Below are 17,125 nucleotides of genomic sequence, written 5' to 3'. Positions count from 1 at the left end.
GCAGGACAGAAGGTAAGGAGGAAGTTGCGCCCGCCGGTTCTATTTTGTAGGACAGCACATAAAATGGAATAAGCGAAGGGCGGGAGGTTCCAATGAGTCAGGAACTGAAGGAACAGATTCTAAAGGGCGTAGTTACGATTCTTCTTTTCACGTCCGTTTTTTTTGCTGCAAGGCAGGCGGCGGTTCTGGTAAATGAAGGTGAGGCAGAGACGGAGGAACGGTTCTGCGTGGTTATAGATGCGGGACACGGGGGAGACGATCCGGGAAAAATCGGAATCAACGGCGCACTGGAAAAAGAAATTAATCTTCAGGTTGCTGAGAAGCTGAAGGCATTTCTTGAAGCATCGGATGTAAAGGTAGTCATGACCCGGACGACCGACGGTGGGTTATACGACGAAAACGCTTCCAATAAAAAAGTGCAGGATATGAAGCAGCGTATCCAGATTATTGAAGAAGCCCAGCCGCAGCTCGCGGTAAGCATTCATCAGAACAGCTATGGGGAAGAGTACGTGGACGGGGCGCAGGTTTTTTACTATAACAGCAGCGTTCAGGGAAAGGAGCTGGCGGAAACGATACAGAATCGGATGGTACAATATCTGGATCCGGAAAACCACCGGGTGGCGAAGGCCAACGACAGCTATTATCTTCTGAAAAAGACGGGAAAACCGATTGTAATCGTGGAATGCGGCTTCCTGTCCAACGGCGCTGAGGCGGAGAAGCTGTGCGATGATTATTACCAGGAGAAGGTGGCGTGGAATATACATATGGCGATTATGCAGTATTTGAATAAGCATTATTAATTTGAAAGAAGGAAAGCACAGATTAGTCTGACAGCTTTCCTTCTTTTTTACCCTTAATTTACCATAGGAAATACAAAGATTGTTGATAGGATTAGGAAAAATGATATGCTATTCTGAAACTGGAGTAATTTTGCATAAGAGGAGGTTCAGTATGAAATACAGGTTTGGTTTGATGGGAAAAATTGCTGTTAGTCTGTTCATTTCTAGTCTGATAATTATGTTTCTGGGAATAACAGTATTATATACGAGATTCAGAACTGAGGCGATGAGGATGAATCAACTGCTTCAGGAGGCAAACCTTGAAATTGCAGGGGAAAATATTGTAGAGAAAATGGATGCAGCAGAGTATACGGCCATATCATTATTTTTTGATAAGGATATGAGAAATATATTGCTGAGTAAAAGAGAAGTAAATAACAAAGTAGAGCTTCATAATCAGGTGTATGGTAATTTTCTCAGAATTTTAAATACAACATCATCTATTAGTCGTATTACCCTTTATCGAAAGGACGGGTTTTCTGTATCTGCCGGGTTAGAGAATAATTATGGGCATTTTGATTATGACAGTTGTTTGAAAGTGATACAGAAACATATAAATAATTTTTCAGAAGAAAGCAATTATGCAGTTTGGATTCCGGTGCTCATAAATTTACAGAATGGAACACAGGAGGCATATTTTATGAATGCCCGTATTTTGCGGGACGTGAGTTCCAGTGAACCGGTTGGAATCCTTACTTTTTATGTTAAAGAAAAAGTGATCAGCCAGATGTATTCTTTTTTTGGTAAGGATAGTTATCTGACTGACTCAGAAGGAAAAATTATATCCGCACAGGACCGGGAACGAATCGGAAAAATGGAAGAGATGGATAATACTGGTGTGCCGGAGACTGTATTTGTATCAGTTGGAGACAGACAGTGGTATTTAACAGCAGTGCCTGAAAATACAATACTGGATGCTACACAGGATACTGCTTTTTTTACAATGATGACAGCTGCTGGATTTTGTACTTTTCTGTCAATGGCAGCAGCATTTCTTATATCACGGGGTTTAACTCATAATATTAAGTATTTAAAGGAAATTATAGAATGTACCGGCGCAGGAAATCTTAATTTGCGCTATCAGGGAAAAAGCGGAGATGAAGTTGATTATTTGGGAAAAGCTTATAATAAAATGCTTGATGATATACAGGGGTATATTGCAGAGGATAAAAAAAAGCAGAAACAAATTCAAGATGGGAAAATAAAGTTTCTTCAGGCGCAGATAAATCCTCATTTGTTATATAACACTCTGGATGTTGCAATTTTTTATATGGAAAAAAGTAATATGGATATGGCACTTCATATTTTACGGTCAATGAGCAGTTTTTTTAAGCTTTCTTTAGGAAAGGGAGAACCTTTGCATTCTATTCGTACCGAACTATCCCATATAACCTATTATATGCAGCTGCAAAGGCTATGCAGAGGAAAGGAAATTGAGCTCTTTACGGATATTCCAGAGTCACTTATGGAGATTAAGATTCCCAGAATAACATTTCAGCCTATTATAGAAAATGCTTATCTTCATGCTTTTCAAGGAACAATAAATGACGGGTGGATTAAAATTGGTGTAAGCAGAAAAAGAGAGATGGACAAGTCGGTATTGCACATTTGTATTATGGACAATGGTATGGGGATGGATGAAGTGAAGACGGAAACTATAGAGGCCGGACTGCATTCAGAAAAATGCGGAGAAAACTGCTATGGACTTTGGAATGTTTATAGGAGGTTGAAGCTGTATTACGGAGAAAGCTGTAGAATGAGCCTGGAAAGCGAATTCGGAGAGTATACCAAAGTGATTTTTGCTATACCGGAGGAGGAAGAGAATGTACAGAGTGATGATTATTGATGATGATAAAACGATTAGGGAGCATCTGAAAGAAATTATTCCCTGGAAAGAACTGGGCCTGGAATTAGTGGCGGAGGCATCAGAGGGTGAGGAAGCGATGGCTTGTTTTGTGCAGGAAGAACCGCATATCATAATAACTGATATAAATATTCCGCTAATTGATGGAATGGAATTGGCCCGGCGTTTTTCTGAGAGGGAAAAGGATATTCAGGTTATATTAATTACCGGATTCGGAACGTTGGATTATGCCAGAGAAGCAATTAAGGCCGGTACGGTTGATTTTCTGTTAAAACCTATTGAAGTAGATGAACTTTTAAATGCCCTGAACAAAGCCATAGAAAATATTAAGAAAAAGGCAGAGGAACTGGCCAAATTCCAGCGTATGGAGGAAATACTTCAGGAAAATCTTCCAATATTGCAGGATCGTTACTTACTTGAAGTGCTGGAAGGGGTTGAGGAATCGGAAGAAGAATTGCTCAGGCATTTTGAAAAATTAAATTACAGAATAAATGGAAAGTATTTTCGTGTTGCCGTATTCCTTCCTGATTTTGGGAAAATGAAGATTAATGATAAAGAGATTTTTCAGTTTGCATTGCAGAACATGATTTTGGAAATAGGAAATGAGTATCTGGTGGAATGCAGGGTGCTGTGGAAAAATTTTTCAGAGGGCATTGTTTTTATACAAATGAAAGACAAGGAAAGTGAAACAGCAGAAAGGCTGATGATAAAAGTAAGAGATAAACTACAGACATTCTCTCAATTTGATTTTCAGGCGGGGATAGGATATCTAGTGGATGATTTAAAAAAACTACCGCAATGCTATCAAAGTGCGGTACAGGCATTGGATTATAGTAACATTTATGGAAGAAATCATGTGACGGTGATTGATAATGTTTTGGTCTTGGAAGAGAAAGAACCTGTTCATTTGGAAAAGGAAATTGCTGATGTCGTTCATTTTTCTAACATGGAAGGGATACTTGATATCCGGCATGCAATAGGAAATTATATGAATCGATTGTTAATTGCATCAAAAGGTTCTTTTTTCTGTATTCAAAAAGAATGTATAAAACTGTTGTCAGAGGTTCTAACCTCATCACCGGAAATTCGGTGGAATGTGGAAGAGTGCTTCAGAGAGGATCCCTATGTTGCTTTGCTTCATTGTCGGGAGCCTTTGGAAATGCAGAGCATTTTGCTTGATATTTGTGGTCAGATGAGAACGTACAAACAAAGGCAGTGCCAGAAAAAAGGAAAGAGAGTAATTGAAAAAGCTAAACAGTATATCAAAGAACACTATAAAGAGGAACAATTAAATTTATCGCAGGTGAGTGAGGCAATAGGATTGTCTGCAGTCTATTTCTGCAGCCTTTTCAAAGAGGAAACAGGACATACTTTTGTTGAATATTTAAATATGGTAAGAATTGAGCAGGCAAAGATAATGTTAAAAGCGGGGGATAAGAAAATATATCAGATAGCGTTGGAATCAGGTTACAGTAATCCATCTTATTTTTATGAAGTATTCAAAAAGTTTACAGGTAAAAGGCCGCGTGAATACGCAGAAAGTCAGTAATCTTAAGAATTTATATAAATATTTCAGAAGAATTTAGATGAGAATTTCCAAATCGGCGTGATTTATTTTATATTATGTAAAAACTATAATATAAGTATCCTGCAGGATAGAAACTGAATACCCACAAAATAAGAACCTGTTAAACAGGTGGAGAGGGGACACTATGAAAAAGAAAGGCAAAAGGGTACTGGCAATTTTACTTGCAGCTATGATGATGACTGCTTGCGCAAGCAATAAAGAAGTGCAAAATGATACGGGAAAAACAATCGTGACTTCTTCGGAAACGCAGACAGAAAATATTTTACATGAAGATAAAGAACAGAATACAGATGAGGAAGAAGCAGATCTTATGGGCACTGAGGTTACTTTTTGGTATATGCCGCTATATGAAGGGTTTGACGAGAAGATGAGCCAGGATTTGGCGCAGGAAGTAAAAGAAAAATATGGAATTATATTAAATACAGAGGTTCTTACCTGGGATGCGGGACCGGAAAAGGTAACGGTGGCCATGGCTACCGGTGCAACCCCAGATTTGTACCTGGATACCTATTCCCGGATTGCACCGGCAATAGGGGGCGGTTTATCAGCAGATCTATCGGATACTGCAGATGCGCTTAAAGACCTGTTATATGATGGTGTACTGGGTACGGGAAAGTTAAATGGAATACAGGGTTATATTCCAATTAATTTATCCCAGGGATACAATATTACCGTAAATGTAAGTCTTGCAAGGGAGCTTGGAGTGTATGACTTATTGCCTGAAGATAAAATACACTGGTCATATGATGAATTCCTGGAATTCTGCAGGGCAGCAAGAGAAAATGGAAAAGATAAAAATATTTATGCCACACAGCTTTTTGCAGGCAGTAAGTCTTCTGATGCAGTGTATTACTCATTTATGATGAGCGGCGGCAGTGACATCCTCAATGCAGATCATACAGGAATGGCAATAAATGAGGAAAAGGCTTCAGATACTTTGACATTATTTAAAACAATGATAGAGGAAGAATTGGTGCCCTCAGGAGCGGCAACGACAGTGGATAATGATATTCGTCCGAATTGGTACAGTCAGAAGCTGGCATGTATGTTTGTCAGCACAGGAACCGGAGAAGCTGTTAATGTGAAGAAACAGATTGACAGTGGGGATATTGAGCCATTTGACGTGGACATATATGAGATTCCCACGCCAGATGGAAAGGCCGATCCACATGTAATGAGCTGGGGAAGTACCGGATTTACAATTTTTAAGAATGCAGGAGACAATGCAAAAATTGAGGCATCCAAAAAAGTAATAGAGACTTTCTTGGAAAATCAGTCATACAGTCAGGAAGTGTGTGTGCAGACTGGTAATTCAACAGTTCTTAAAGACTTGGACGTTGATTACGGTGATGATAAATTAAATGAACAGGCTAAACGGGCAGCTGCAAGTACTGCGGAATATGCGGATTCTTCTATTGGAGTATTGGAGTCCTGGTGGTCAGATTTCAGAGAAACCTTTTATGTACAGCTTCAATCATATTATACAGGGGAGAAGAGTGCAGAACAGGTGATAAAGGACTGGGAGGCAGCAGGCAATGAAGTCATAGCAAAATCGCTTCAGCAATAGTTTGCAAGGAGGAAGCATCTCATAAAGCTTCCTCCTTTTATTAACCGAAACATTTCAATGGGACTATAACTGGTTTGAAAGGATTATGAATGAAACGATTACGAAAAGAAAAATGGGGATATTTATTTCTTCTCCCGTGGTTTTGTTTTTTTATTATTTTTACTGTATATCCTTTTTTATATGGATTTAAGGTTTCTTTTTATGATTATACAATAAGCCGTTCGGTATTTGGCGGTGTATCAAATTATGTACAGGCATTTGGAAGTGCTCCTTTTTGGCGGAGTGTATGTGCTACCTTTGAATATGCAGTTATTATTCTGCCAGTCACAGTTCTTGTTTCCCTTTGGATTTCAAAAGTTTTAAGTACGCGTGGAAAAAAGATAAATGCTTTTGCTAAAGCCGTATTTTATTTACCATCCGTAACAAATCAGGTAGCGCTTGTAATTGTCTGGAATTTTCTTTTTTCCCCGGCTTTTGGATTGGTGGCAAGTATATTCCGTATACTGAAGCTGGATCCGATATCATGGTTTGACAGCCCGGTGACTGCAATACCGCTATTGGCATTGTTGATTTGTACATATGGACTGGGGCAGCCTGTCATCTTATATACGGCAGCAATTAATGGAATTCCCGACTGCTATTTTGAGGCGGCAAGGATTGACGGTGCAACGGAAAACCAAATTTTTTTCTCAATTACGCTGAGGCTTTTGCATGGTACAACAACATATATATTGATAACGAGTACAATTGGTATGCTACAAATCTTTGCAGTCCCTTATCTGATGACAAATGGTGGTCCAAGTTTCAGAACTTCAACATTACTTATGCTGGTATATACAAGTGCTTTTCAGAATGGAAGCTTTGGTTACGCTTCAGCAATCGGTGTTGTGCTTTTCTTTATTACTGCAGCCATTGCATTTATTCAGTTTCGTATGATGAGACAAGATGCGATTGAGTATTAGGAGGACTTATGAAAAAAATAAAAAAGAGAAATATATTATCCTTCGGATTATTGTTATTACTTATCGCAGTTTTTCTGTTTCCCTATTATGTCATGGTGGTAGGCGCTTTTAAAAGTCAGATGGCCTTGCAGCTGATTCCGCCGGACTTAAATCCTTTTATAAATCTGACGGGAAAAAACGCTGATTATGTATGGAGAAAAACGGAAATTTTTCTGTGGCTTACAAACAGCGCTATTGTAAGTTTAGGAACAGCGGTAATTACTGTACTTATTGGTGCGACGGCAGGATATTCTTTCGCCAAAAAAAAGTTTCGTGGAAAAGGGTTGGTTTTTATGCTAGTAATAGCAACCATGCTTTTACCAAGGCAAATGCTTCTGATACCCAATTATCTTGTCGCTATGAAGCTACATCTGACAAATTCCAGAATCGGACTGATACTTACTACCGTATCCCCTGCTTTTGGTGTATTTTTGTGCAGGCAGTTTATGGAGAGCATTCCTACGGAACTATTGGAAGCTGCGGAAATTGACGGCTGTGGTGAAATAAAGAGGTTTGTTAAAATTGTTTTGCCAATGGCCCTGCCTGCTTTGGGAGCATTGGGGATATTTTCGTTTTTCAGTGCATGGAATGATTATTTATGGCAGCTTATTATGATTGCAGATAAGGAACTCAGGACAACGCCTATTGGTATAGCGTTATTTTCTCAGGGACAGATAACAAATACAGGCTATCAGCTTATGGCTGCCATGATTGCCACGCTACCTATGCTTCTGATATTTTTAGCCTGTCAGAAGTTTTTTATTAAAGGAATTACAATTGGAGGTGTAAAGGGATGAAAGGGAATTATGGGGATAAGCCTTTTCGAGGAATATATCCAGCACTGCTTACGCCAATATCAGAGGACGGAAAAATAAAGAAGGAGGGATTAAAAAAACTGGTTTCCTGGGAGATGGAAAGAGGTGCGGATGGTTTTTATATTGGCGGAGCGACTGGAGAATGTTATAGCATGGACACTGAGGCAAGAGAAGAACTGGCTCAGACAGCAATTAATGAGATGAACGGAAGAGGTAAGTCAATTGTTCATATTGGTGCATATTCAATCCGTACAGGGATAAGACTTGCACAGCATGCGGAATCGGTAGGTGCAGATGCGGTATCGGCGACACCGCCTCCGGTATACCACTACAATATTGATGAAATTACAGAGTATTATAGAATATTGTCTGAAGCTGTGAAGATACCAATGATTGTGTACATAAATACTATGTTTACAGAAAAAAACGTAGTATCTGCAGTAACCCGTATCCTGGAGCTGCCGAATGTTATTGGAGCTAAGTTCACTCGGAATAATTATTACGAGATGTTTCAGTTATCCCATCTGAAAGGAGGAAAACTTAATCTGTTGAACGGACCTGATGAAACTCTGCTGTGTGGTTTAATTATGGGGGCAGACGGGGGGATTGGCTCAACTTATAATATTATGCCGGATATATATAAAAAGATTTATATTGCCTATTTGCAGAGTAACATAGAGGAGGCCCAGAGATGGCAGTTTTGGGCTGATGCAGTTATCGGAATTTTATTAAAGTTTGGACAAATTCAGTCGATGAAATATCTGTTCTGCCGAAAAGGGATTGATATAGGAAAGGCAGAAAAACCGGGGGCAGAACTGTCTCAGGCTGAAGGAAAGGCTTTGATGAAGGAATTGAAAATAATTGGTTATTTTCATGAATATCCGGAGCTGGAGTGAGGGGGAATTTACGTATGAAACAGTGGTATGCAAAGTGGATTATGTTTGAGGAGTGTCCGGAGAATGTTACGCCTGTTTTCAGAAGGGAATTTATACTGGAGACTATGCCGGGGAAAGCAGAGATACAAATAACCGGGTTGGGGTTTTATCTGTTGGAGATTAATGGAATGCGGGTTGGAGATGAGTTATTACAGCCGGCTTTTACTGTATATGATAAAACGGTGCTTTATAACAGTTATGATATAAGGGAATACCTTGCGGAAGGAAAAAACGAAATTAGGGTAACTTTGGGTAATGGGTGGTTTCATGAACCGGGAGAGGATTGTTTTGATTTTGAACATGCGGTATGGAAAAGCCATCTCCAAATGATATGTGAATTGTATTTGGATGGAACTCTTTTTCTGAAGTCAGATACCAAGTGGCAATGTAGAGAAGGGAAATGGAGTTATAATTCAGTTCGGTTTGGTGAGAATTATGATGCGGGAATAACAGAAAAAGAATGGAAAAATGCAACAATTGCTAAGGGACCTGGAGGAATATTGAAGAAACAGAGACTGCCGGGAATCAGGATTCAGCAGTACCTTTCTCCGATCTGCAATAAAAATGGAGTTTATGATTTTGGAAGGAATATTGCAGGAGATGCAGAAATTACTGTAGAAGGTAAACGGGGAGGGGAAGTTGAGATTAAATACGGGGAACGGTTGGATGCCAATGGAGAGGTTGATCAAACATTGATTAAGAGACATCCGGAGATACCGAGAAATCAGACGGATTATTTCAGAAAAGGAACAGATAGTGTTGAAATATGGCATCCTGAATTCAGCTATAAGGGGTTCCGATATGTTCAGATTAAGGGGAATATCACAATTAAGAATATCAGAGCACGCATATTTTATACGGATTTATCACAGAATGGAGGGTTTCAATGTTCACATAAAACCCTTCAACAGATTTATGATGCTGCATTGTGGTCTGTGAAAACCAATTTCCATCATATTCCCACAGATTGTCCACATAGAGAAAAGAATGGCTGGACAGGAGATGCCCATATATCCAGTGAATTTGCATTATTTAATCTGAATATGGAGGAGGCCTATATACAGTACATAGATAATCTTGTGGATTGTCAGTGGCCCAGCGGTCAGCTCCCATGTATTGCGCCTACCAGTGTTTATGGTTATAACTATCAGAGCGGCCCAACCTGGGATGCAGCATTGATTTTTATACCATGGAATCTGTATTTCTTTACGGGGAGAAAAGAAATCTTGGAACGTTATTATGATTCAATGAGGCAGTATATGTATTATACACAGCAAATATCGGAGGGAGGAATTTGTAAAAGTGGATTAGGTGATTTCCTGCCAGACTGTCTGCAGGAGGTATGTCCAAGGGAGATGATCCTATCCTGCTTTGTTCTCCGGCTTGCTCAGATTATGGAAAAGATAGCAAAAATACTTAAGCGGGAAGAATGCGAAGACTGGAGAAATTTATCCTTAAGAATTAAAAAAACTATTAAGAAGGAATTTTATAATAAATGTAGTAGGACGGAAAGCTATTTAAGCTGTGTGCTTTATTATGACCTTTCGGATAATCCTGAAAAAGAAGCCGCAGAGCTGGCAGCTTTAGTTCGTGCTAAAAAACATTGTGCAGGCGGCGGTATTTTTGGTTCTGTTTATGTGCTCGAGGTGCTTACACGGTATGGCTATTTTGAGGATGCCCTTCAAATTGTAATGCAAGAGAAATATCCTGGATGGGCTTACATGTTGAAGTCTGGAGGAAGTACGCTGTGGGAACATTGGGACGGGGAAAAAGGTTCTTTGAATCATCATATGCGTTCCGCTGTAGGCGCATGGATATATAAGGCTTTAACAGGGCTTGAAATTGACGAAAGTAGCCCCGGCTGGAGGCGGGTGGTATTCAGACCCCGTTTTACGCATAAAATTCCTAAACTTACTGCATGGTTTAATACACCCTATGGAAAATTAAGCATTTTTATAGATAACGGAAAAATGAAATTGGAACTGCCAGAGGAAGTTACAGCTCATCTTTTCTGGAAAAACGAAGTGTATGAGATTACCGGATCTTGGGAAAGAAAATTATATTAGTAAGAAATAGTGTAAAAATAAGGCAGGTACATTTGCGTGATATAATCGCTAACATACCTACCTTATTTGCTATTAAAAAACAAGTTTTCATAATTATTTTACAAGTATTTCTTTAGTCTCACTCCTTCCATACATCCCTCACAAACCCCACATAAGCCGCAATAAAATAAAGCAGATATATCCCCACAAAGATAAGGAAGGAGGTGCCGAAGTAAGTGAACGCCGAGCCGCTCACGCCTGTTGCATTCACGAATTTCCCGCTTATGATGATAACGGCCATGCCGCTTATCAGTACCGCAGGGAGAATCGGGCACAGATAAAACCAGGCCATCTGTTTGAGGAGCGTGCGGTTTATCTGTTTTCTCCGCAGTCCCAGGGAGGAGAGAAGCTGGCAGTGATAGCGGTACTTGCCGGAATCGCTCAGCTGCTGTACGGACAGAATGGTGAGGGCCACGCACAGGTAAACAAGGCCGATGTAAACCATGGGAAGTGAGATGGAGGTATAGCCCCATTTCCCTTCCGCCAGCAGCTCCTGGGAGATGAGCGTATCGGTAATTGTAAGTGTCATGGTGTCCGTGCCACTGGCGATGATATCGCTGTAATCCGTGTGTGAGGAGTAAATCGCACCGATCTGTTCATCGCTCAGCGTGCCCGGAATCATGGAGGCCAGTTCGGTATAATAGACTTCCATCTGTTCCACTACATCATCGTCCGTCACCAGAATGTAGTCAGAGCCATTGTGTCCGTCCTGGCAGAAGGCGTCTGTATAGATTCCGGCCAGATACAGCTCACTGCCGCCGGCCGGGACGGTTACCTGATAAACATCATCCCCCAGTTCTTTGAGAAGCCGGTATTTTGTCTGAAGGAGATAACCGCCTTCGGGAAGTTCGGCTTCCGGAAAGCCCAGCATACGCCGCAGCGCATTGTAATCACTCAGCCGCATGAAAGGATCGTGGTTGTAATACTGTGCCCAAATACCGTCCGGCATGGAAATAAGGCTGTCTACGCTGGCAGAAGCCCCGCCGCCCGGCCCGTTGCCCGGATTTCCTCCATATTTGGCAAAGGCGCGCAGGTGGGTAAGATAATATGTGCGCATCTGTTCCCCACCATTGTGATATACTTTGTAAACATGAGTGACTGCGTCAGGTGAAAGCCCGTTTATTGCCGCCTGTTCCGATTCCATCGTACTTGACGCGTTTCCCAGAATGCTGACGGAAAAAGGGTATTTGTAAATAAGCTGTGTATTCTGGTACTGGTTCAGCATTAATGCAAGGCTGCAGCCAAGCAGGGAGAGGGTGAAAAGCACTGTGAGCGTGCCGAAGGTAAAGCGCATGGTCCGTATTTTTGAGGACAGCTGCCGGATGAGGAACAGATTCGTCCCATGATAGATCCGTTTTCCCCTTTTTTTCAGATAGAGGCTGAAAAGGGAGGCGAGCCCCCAGTAGAGAAGATAAATGGAGAGAATCAGAAGTACTATCATGCGTATGATATCATCATTATCCAGACTTCCGCCTTTGAAATAAAGAACCGTTCCGAAAATGACGAAGTAAGCGATTCCGGCTAGGCTTGTCGCGGCGCCCGTTATCAGGTTCCCTTCCCGGATGCATTCATTTTCCCTGTCTGCCCGGACGAGCCCGGCAATGTTCATCCCCCGGAATTTCTTCTGGTGAAAAAGGAGGGCCAGAAGGTAGCAGGAGAAAAAGCAGAGCAGAGTCATCAGAAAAGAAGGGGTGTTCCAGGAAAAATCCAGACGGTAGCTTTTCCCGATAAGGGTATAAAAGCAGGCAAAGAGGAACTGGCGCAGAAAGAGTCCGATGATCGTACCAAGCAGAAAGGCCATTGCCCCAAGGGCCAGGCTTTCTCCCCAGAAGATATGGGTAATCTGTCTGCGTTTCATGCCCAGGAGCAGGTAGGTTGCGAATTCCCGGCTCCTTTTTTTCATCATGAAGCGGATCATGTACTGGATCAGCCAGGCTAAAACCAGGAGGATAAAAAAGGTGGCAATGCCCAACATGACGGCAATGATGTAGGAGTCAGTTTCCAGTGTCCGTATGTCCGGATCAAAAAGAAGTCCGTTAAAGGAAAACATGATTGCCGCAATTAAAACCAGGGTGACGAAGAAAACCAGATAATCCTTCCAGGTACGTCCGGCATTGCGCAGGCTTAGTTTAGTCAGCATGGGAAAGCTCACCTCCCGTCAGGGCGAGTACATCCAGGATTTCGTTCAGGAAGGCGCGTCTGTCCTGCCCGGCGCGTACCAGTTCGTGAAATATATGCCCGTCCTTTAAAAAGAGGATCCTTTTGCACCAGCTGGCGGAAAAGGCGTCATGCGTGACCATCAGGATGGTGGAATCCATTTCCGTATTCAGCTTGTGGAAGGTTTCCATAAGCATCAGTGAGGATTTGGAATCCAGCGCGCCGGTAGGCTCATCCGCAAGAATCAGCCTGGGGCCGGTGACCAGCGCCCGCGCGCAGGCGCAGCGCTGCTTCTGTCCGCCGGATATCTGGTAAGGAAATTTATCCTGAATGGAGGAAATGTCCAGAATATCCATAACCTTCCGGGTCTTTTCCTCGGCCTCCTTTCCGTGCTTCCCCTGGAGGGAGAGCGCCAGAACAATATTTTCCCGGACAGTGAGCGTATCCAGCAGATTAAAATCCTGGAACACAAAACCCAGGTTATCTCTCCTGAAGTCCGAGAGCTGATCCTCGTTCATGACGGTGATATCGTCAGGTCCGTAAAAAACATGCCCACTTGTTACGGAATCGATGGTGGAGAGGATATTTAGCAGTGTTGTCTTGCCGGAGCCGGAGACTCCCATAATCCCCAGGAATTCGCCCTGGTCCACACAAAAGCTGACACGATCCACCGCCTTCGTGACATTGCTGCCTTTTCCGTAATATTTTTCCACATCGCATACTTCAATAAAATGATTCATACCTATCCTGCCTTTCTTTGCAGTTCCTGCCGCAGCCTTCGGTTTGCCTTTGTGTTGCTCTGGCATTTTTAAGTCCGGCGACGGCTTCTGGTTACAGTATAAAGGGCTGAAAGGCGGGATGGTATCACATTAGCTTTCTTCAGCCTTACAGATCTGTAAGCTTTCTTCTCTGGGGATTTCCAGGGTGATTTGCGTAAATTCGCCCTCGCGGGACTGGGCGTATATGGACAGGCCCAGCTTGCGGCAGAGCTTACGGCACAGATAAAGTCCCATTCCGGTGGATTTTTTCCTGTTCCGGCCATTGGTGCCGGTAAAGCCTTTTTCAAAAATTCTGCCCAGTTCGTTTTCGGGAATGCCTGCGCCGTCATCCAGGACCGAAAGAATTACCCTTTTTTCCTCTTCCTTTGCCGAAATTGTAATTTTTCCCCGTGCCTCCCTGCGGTATTGGGCGCTGTTGCGGATAAGCTGGCTTAAGATAAATACAAGCCATATGCCGTCGCAGTAGATACGGCAGTTCTCCGGCAGGTCAAACTGCAGCATAATATGACATGCGGTGAGGAGCCTACGGTTGCGTGTGACGGCTTCACTGATGATATCGTTGAGGCAGCAGGGGGTGATGAGAAAATCCTGGTAGACTTCATCAGAGCGGGCATAATAAAGGGCCTGTTCCACGGCATTTTCCATGGATTCCGTTTCCCGGAGCATTTTGCGGAAGAAGGCGGCTTCCTCGCCTCCCTCCGATATTTTCCGCGCGCACATGAGATTGACGGCCGTGAGCGGCGCCTTCACCTCATGTATCCAGCTTTCGATATACTCCCGATAGTCCTGCTTCTCCTGCTCCAGCGCGTGAACGGTTTCTATGACTGAACGGTTGGAGATGCGCAGGACACGGCGGTACAGCCTGTCTGTGAGCAGAGGGGATTTTTCCATGACCTCTCCGATGAGGTAGGGCTTATCCAGCTGTTCCAGCTGCAGGAACAGCTGATCAAAATAAACTTTTTTCCGGTAAAAGTCGATTCCGCCATAAAGGAGGACAAGAAATGTCATCAGTCCGGCAAAAAGAAGGGCGTAATCCGCAGGATAGCCGGTAATGCGCAGAAAACAGAAGAGAAGAAGCAGAAGGGCGCAGTAAAAACAAAGAAAAAGGATTTTATCCTTCACATAATCTTTAAGCCTCATATCTGATACCCCAATCCCCGCCTGGTTTCAATGTATCCGGGCGCGCCAATGTCCTCCAGCCTGCCGCGCAGCCGGGTCATATTTACGCTCAGCGCATTGTCATCGATGAAAACCTCCTGATCCCAGAGGTAATCGATTAAGTCTTCGCGGGACACGATTTTTCCGGCGTGCTTCATCAGGAAATAAAGGATTTTCAGCTCATTTCTGGACAGCTCCGTGCTGCGGCCGTCTCCCTCTTTCAGGGAGACGGTCCCGCAGGCCAGATCCAGCCTTACATTTTTCCAGATAAGAGCTTCGTCCTGTTCCCGGGCGGTTCTGCGCAGGACGGCAGCGATGCGGGCCAGCAGGACCGCCGGCTGGTATGGCTTTGCCACGAAGTCGTCTCCGCCCCGCAGCAGGCAGTTCAGCTCGTCCATGGAGGTGTTGCGTGCCGTGACAAAAATAACGGGGATGCGGGATTCTTTTCTCAGCCGGGAACAGATGGTGAGTCCGTCCGTTCCCGGGAGGCCGATATCCAGAAGGAGCAGATCCGGCTGTTCCTTCCGGGCAAGTTCGATTAGATCGGTATCCGGTTCGGGGGCAGTTACCCGGTAGGGCACGCCCTCCAGCAGGCTTTTCAGTTCTTCCCTTATGGCGGGATCGTCTTCGATTATCATTATATACTGCATGCTATCGGCCTCTTTTAACAGTTTTTCAGGGTTTCTTTTTGGCAAATTTCGCTTCGGACTCATTTTTCAGCCGGACGGCGTTCACAATGGGAAGGCCGGTGCTGTAATCCAGCTGTACAGGCTCGTATTCCGTGTTTTCACGCTGTCTGGTCATCAGGCGGCTGTCCCAGGTCTGGTAGGCGGTATCGGGATGCCAGGGCCTGTTTTCCCAGTAATATCCGCGGAAGGGATCCCTGGTGGCATACATATTGTCCAGAAGGGCTTTGTGCAGGCGCAGCTTAACCTCCATATGTTCCTCAGTTTGGGAATTGATGAGGTTGACAAGCTCCTGGGGATCCTCCTGCAGGTCGTAAAGCTCATCGCTGGTCATCAGGTTGACTGCCAGCTTATACCGGCCGTCATATACGGCGCGGACAGGCTGATAGCCGCCGAAGCCGTCGTGATCCACCTCATATCTTCCAAATTCAATGAAAACATATTCATTGGTACGGGTGCCGTCAAGCAGCTCCCGGTATATGCTGCTGCCTTCCATGACCTTGGGGACAGGCAGGCCGAAAATATCCATGACAGTGGGCGCCAGATTGATATGGGAAACCGGATGGGGATCGGTCCTGTTTTCTCCGAAGCCTTTGATAATCAGCGGGATATGCGTGATTTCTTCGTACATGGCGGGACCTTTGGAGGTCAGGGAATGGGAGTAGAGCATATCGCCGTGGTCCGAGGTGTAGATAATTATCGCATCCGGCGCATATTCTTCCGCCGCGTCCAGTACCTTTCCTATTTCGTAGTCAACAAAGGAATTGCAGCCAAGGTAATATTTGGGCTGCAGTTTGAAATCTTCCCTGGCTGCGGCCATATAGGTGTCCTTTGCCCAGATTTTATGGTGGGCGGGTTTATCCTCCAGGGTGTCCAGCATGTTTGCTTTATGGGGGAATTCATAGCCGTCATACATGGACCAGAATTCCTTCGGGCAGAGGAAGGGGCCGTGGGGCTCATCGTAGGATACCACGAGGAAGAAGGAATCATCCCTGTTTTTTTCCAGAAAATCCATGGCCCGGACGGTGCATCTGTGGGCATAGGTGAATTCTTCCTTAATATCATACTTTTCCATGCTTTCCGTCTGGCGGGACAGATACCGTTCCTCTTCCGTCAGCTCCTCAAGATAGCAGCGCATGTCATACCAGTAATCCGGATCCCAGCCGTCCGCGCAGCGGCCCAGGCCGAAATAATCGCCGCCGTCCAGGTGCCATTTGCCGATGTAGGCGGAGTGTATGCCCTGATCCGTCAGCCTGCGCCCAATATTTTGTACATTATCGGACAGCCCCATGCAGTTGGACCAGCCTGCGCAGGAATGGGGATAGCTCCCTGTGAATATGGCGGAGCGGGCAGGCTGACAGACGGGCTGGGTGGTGTACGCCTTTTCAAAACGGATGCCATCCTGCGCCAGCCTGTCCAGAGACGGCGTTTTCATATCCGGGTATCCGTAGCAGCCCAGCATATCCGTGCGCTGGGTATCGGTCATAATAAAAATCACTTTTTTCTTGTCCATATCGCTCCTCCGGGTTTTTAATAATTTTTTTATTGGTAATGGTTCCGTTCTGTCACAATTACTTTTATTGTACCTCATTGTTGGGATTATGCCAATATACCGGCAGAAAACATATACC

Annotated in this window: 13 protein-coding genes; 8 read left to right on the top strand and 5 right to left on the bottom strand. The window is 43.9% G+C overall.

Features of this window, described 5'->3' with window-relative positions; all coding sequences use genetic code 11:
• Nucleotides 1-104: 104 nt before the first annotated feature.
• The 8 genes from DXC51_RS09050 (at nucleotide 105) to DXC51_RS09015 (ending at nucleotide 10,675) form a co-directional block, all read left to right on the top strand.
• Nucleotides 105-800 carry an N-acetylmuramoyl-L-alanine amidase gene (locus tag DXC51_RS09050; protein WP_025487669.1) on the top strand — a complete coding sequence of 232 codons (696 nt, stop codon included), beginning with the start codon at nucleotides 105-107 and terminating at the stop codon, nucleotides 798-800.
• Nucleotides 801-951: 151 nt separating this feature from the next.
• Entirely contained in the window at nucleotides 952-2,685 is a 1,734-nt protein-coding gene (locus DXC51_RS09045; protein ID WP_181970071.1) for a histidine kinase, read from the top strand.
• Nucleotides 2,663-4,252 carry a response regulator gene (locus DXC51_RS09040; RefSeq protein ID WP_025487667.1) on the top strand — a complete coding sequence of 530 codons (1,590 nt, stop codon included), beginning with the start codon at nucleotides 2,663-2,665 and terminating at the stop codon, nucleotides 4,250-4,252. The genes DXC51_RS09045 and DXC51_RS09040 overlap by 23 nt, the downstream gene beginning before the upstream one ends.
• A gap of 163 nt (nucleotides 4,253-4,415) precedes the next feature.
• The gene (locus tag DXC51_RS09035; RefSeq protein WP_117544321.1) at nucleotides 4,416-5,858 is read left to right on the top strand and encodes an ABC transporter substrate-binding protein; all 1,443 of its coding nucleotides are present in this window, start codon (nucleotides 4,416-4,418) and stop codon (nucleotides 5,856-5,858) included.
• An 89-nt stretch (nucleotides 5,859-5,947) separates the two neighbouring features.
• A complete protein-coding gene (locus tag DXC51_RS09030) occupies nucleotides 5,948-6,820 on the top strand; it encodes a carbohydrate ABC transporter permease (RefSeq protein WP_117544320.1) in 873 nt (290 codons plus the stop codon).
• 8 nt (nucleotides 6,821-6,828) lie between these two features.
• Nucleotides 6,829-7,656, top strand: coding sequence for a carbohydrate ABC transporter permease (locus DXC51_RS09025; RefSeq protein ID WP_021634355.1), 828 nt, complete (start codon nucleotides 6,829-6,831; stop codon nucleotides 7,654-7,656).
• The gene (locus tag DXC51_RS09020) at nucleotides 7,653-8,570 is read left to right on the top strand and encodes a dihydrodipicolinate synthase family protein (RefSeq protein ID WP_021634356.1); all 918 of its coding nucleotides are present in this window, start codon (nucleotides 7,653-7,655) and stop codon (nucleotides 8,568-8,570) included. The genes DXC51_RS09025 and DXC51_RS09020 overlap by 4 nt, the downstream gene beginning before the upstream one ends.
• A gap of 14 nt (nucleotides 8,571-8,584) precedes the next feature.
• Nucleotides 8,585-10,675, top strand: coding sequence for an alpha-L-rhamnosidase (locus tag DXC51_RS09015; RefSeq protein WP_117544319.1), 2,091 nt, complete (start codon nucleotides 8,585-8,587; stop codon nucleotides 10,673-10,675).
• A 118-nt stretch (nucleotides 10,676-10,793) separates the two neighbouring features.
• Here DXC51_RS09015 and DXC51_RS09010 read toward each other — a convergent pair whose 3' ends face one another.
• The 5 genes from DXC51_RS09010 to DXC51_RS08990 form a co-directional block, all read right to left on the bottom strand.
• Nucleotides 10,794-12,854 (bottom strand): ABC transporter permease, encoded by a 2,061-nt coding sequence (locus DXC51_RS09010; RefSeq protein ID WP_117544318.1) that lies wholly within the window; start codon nucleotides 12,852-12,854, stop codon nucleotides 10,794-10,796.
• Nucleotides 12,844-13,611: an ABC transporter ATP-binding protein gene (locus DXC51_RS09005; protein WP_025487662.1), complete on the bottom strand. Its 768-nt coding sequence runs from the start codon at nucleotides 13,609-13,611 to the stop codon at nucleotides 12,844-12,846. The genes DXC51_RS09010 and DXC51_RS09005 overlap by 11 nt, the downstream gene beginning before the upstream one ends.
• Nucleotides 13,612-13,740: 129 nt before the next feature.
• Nucleotides 13,741-14,790, bottom strand: a complete 1,050-nt coding sequence (locus DXC51_RS09000) for a sensor histidine kinase (protein ID WP_117544317.1) — start codon at nucleotides 14,788-14,790, stop codon at nucleotides 13,741-13,743.
• The gene (locus tag DXC51_RS08995; RefSeq protein ID WP_117544316.1) at nucleotides 14,787-15,458 is read right to left on the bottom strand and encodes a response regulator transcription factor; all 672 of its coding nucleotides are present in this window, start codon (nucleotides 15,456-15,458) and stop codon (nucleotides 14,787-14,789) included. The genes DXC51_RS09000 and DXC51_RS08995 overlap by 4 nt, the downstream gene beginning before the upstream one ends.
• Nucleotides 15,459-15,483: 25 nt before the next feature.
• Nucleotides 15,484-17,007, bottom strand: coding sequence for a sulfatase-like hydrolase/transferase (locus DXC51_RS08990; RefSeq protein ID WP_117544315.1), 1,524 nt, complete (start codon nucleotides 17,005-17,007; stop codon nucleotides 15,484-15,486).
• Between the last annotated feature and the right edge of the window lie 118 nt (nucleotides 17,008-17,125).

Source organism: Eisenbergiella massiliensis (assembly GCF_003435485.1).
This window is presented reverse-complemented; position numbering and strand designations above follow the sequence as displayed.